Raw genomic sequence first — 2,491 nt, forward strand, 5'->3', positions numbered from 1 at the left:
AGACGTTCCTTCACATTCATCAAATCTGCAGCATGTGTTTGATTGTCTTCTCTAAGAGCTAATTTAATCTGATTATCGATGTCCCCCTTTATTCTGTGCAAAATCCGCATACTCAGTTCTGGATTTTTACGATTTGCTCTAACTGTTTCATCTGCCACATTCAACAAGCCTGCAATTGCTTTTTTACGTGCATCATTAAACGCAGGACTGTCCTCTAAAAGCTGTAAATCCTTCACAACAGACTCTGCAATGGGTGCAGTAAATGCCTTTTCATAGAGCGGTTCAGCCTCTCTTTTTGCGTTGTTAATAATGTCTTGCTTTAAATCAAGTGTATTGACTTTCTCACCAAGTGCTTCATTCAGCCTTTCCCTTACACGTTGAGTACTTTCAGCTTGCCTAGCTCCTAAACGATTGCTCATTATTGAATGTGTAGGATAGTCTTTTTTTGCCTCTCTTAAAGCCCGTGCAGCAAGCTGATCACTCAAATCAATAATCATTGAATCAGGACCTTTCCACTTTAAGGCCTTCTCAAGATCCTGAATACCTGCATTGTCTAAAGCACCAATTATCTCTTTAAGCGCTTTGTTGCTTATTTGAACTTCACCTGGTTGACTTCCACGAACCCATTTGGGAAGCGTTTTTTTAACAAAAGAAGTCGTTGCACTAGCTGGTTTTGTGACAAGAGGCGCTGCTGCTGATAGAGCAAAGGGCGCAGCACCACCAAATAACCCACCAAATCCAGTAGTGACTATAGTATTCCCCCAACCTTCCCCTTCACCACTTCCTGCTATAGCTCCATAGATTCCACCGATTTTTGCAGCGCGTATTGTATTAAACTTTGCTACTGCTTTTTTTGCCGCTGCTTCCCCTGCAAGTTTCGCCTCTGCCCGTGTGGCACCTTGCGCTAATGCAGAGTGAAATGCTTTTGCCTCTGCTCTACTTGCATAATCTGCAGCTGCACCTGAAGTTCTTGTGGCTGCCTTATTTATAGGGCTCATTACAGCTTTACCTACAGCTTTTGCACCTGTAGGAGCAGCGCGTATAGCACTGGGAATAGCACGTCCAGTAGCAAGTGCACCACGTCCAACAGCAGCAGGAGCAGCACGTATAGCTGTAGGAGCAGCGCGTACAACTGAAGGAATAGCACGCATAGCAGCAGGAGCACCACGTATAGCAGCAGCTATACCACGTCCAATAGCAGGAGCAGCGCGTGCAGCAGCAAGTGCACCACGTCCAATAGCAGCACCACCTGCTACAACAGGGCCTCCAACTATTGCAGGAACTAAGGTTACCAATCCACCAACTACATTACCGGTGTAATAAGCATAAGGATGCTCTTTTTCTAGCAATTTTTGATAGTCACGCCGTCTCTTTACTACGTCGTCATATTTTTCTTTCCCAACAGCTGCTGATACTCCTGCCGCTATTTCATCATCATAGCCTAAAGTCAATCCGTGAACTGACCCCCATCCTAAAGCCTCCTTAATACTCGTTTTAGGGCTATCTTCTTGTGTCGTTGTTTTATTTTGTGTCGTTGGTTTATTATTACTTGCGATAGAAAGACTTTTATTTCCCTTATTTTTGGATAAAATCTGTAAACGCTGTTCTGGTGTATAGTCACTTATATGACCAACGATCGGATCGTTATAATAATTTGTATCAAGTAATCGCTTATCGACTAATCGTTTATCAACCAAAAAAGGATTGTCACTATTCCGACGAAGAGGAAGCTTTTCATTCATAATGGGTTGTCTTAACTCAGCCATTGGTTTGTTTCCTTCTTTTGATACCTATATGATCAAAATATTCTGCGCCTTCTGGTAGTGCTTCGCGTTGCGCATAATCCATCACATATGACGGCAGATTTTGCTGCTCATCTTGCATTTGCTGTGCCTTATCTTGATTTTGATAAGCCTCCGGTCCGTATGCTTCTTGAACAAGTTTTTGAACAAGTTCAGGTGATACTTCTCCTTCACTAAAAAGAAGTATCCGCGTTGCTTTATTGGCTTTCTTGTAAGTATCAATAATCGTTTGGAAAGATTCTTTCATCTGCTCAGGTGAAAGGTCTTGCTCTAAAGCAGCTATAGAGTTCTGCAGTGCCATAAATTCAACGCTAGACAAGCTCCCAAAGCCCGATGCTCCATTTGGAGAATAATGTTTCATTTTTTGCAATTTATCAATTGCAATGTTTGCCTTAATAACATTAAGCATAGACTTAAATCGAGATGCATCTGTTCCTGGAAGGAAAGATTCCCAATAACCAATCATGCCAACAATGCCAGGATTTTTATCCAATTTTTCCTTTAATTTTTCTACCATTCCAATTAACTGTTCTGCTTCAAAAGATTTGTCTGCAAATTCTATTTTTTTCTTGTTCTCTTCATCTATTCTTTTACGCTCTGCATCGCTTCCTGGAATAAGTACAGAACGTAGGTTGCCATTTTCATCTTTGACAAACATATGTCCAAGCTCAGGCCTTGAACGCATATTG

General features: G+C 41.8%; 2 pseudogenes. Both read right to left on the reverse strand.

The features are described from left to right. Positions 1-1,766, reverse strand: a pseudogene (locus tag J7R05_RS06930) (hypothetical protein); the annotation flags it as partial. Beyond that, positions 1,759-2,491: pseudogene (locus tag J7R05_RS06935) on the reverse strand (hypothetical protein); the annotation flags it as partial. The pseudogenes J7R05_RS06935 and J7R05_RS06930, both read right to left, overlap by 8 nt.

Source organism: Bartonella capreoli, from assembly GCF_902813205.1.
In the GTDB taxonomy this organism is placed as follows: Bacteria; Pseudomonadota; Alphaproteobacteria; order Rhizobiales; family Rhizobiaceae; genus Bartonella; species Bartonella schoenbuchensis.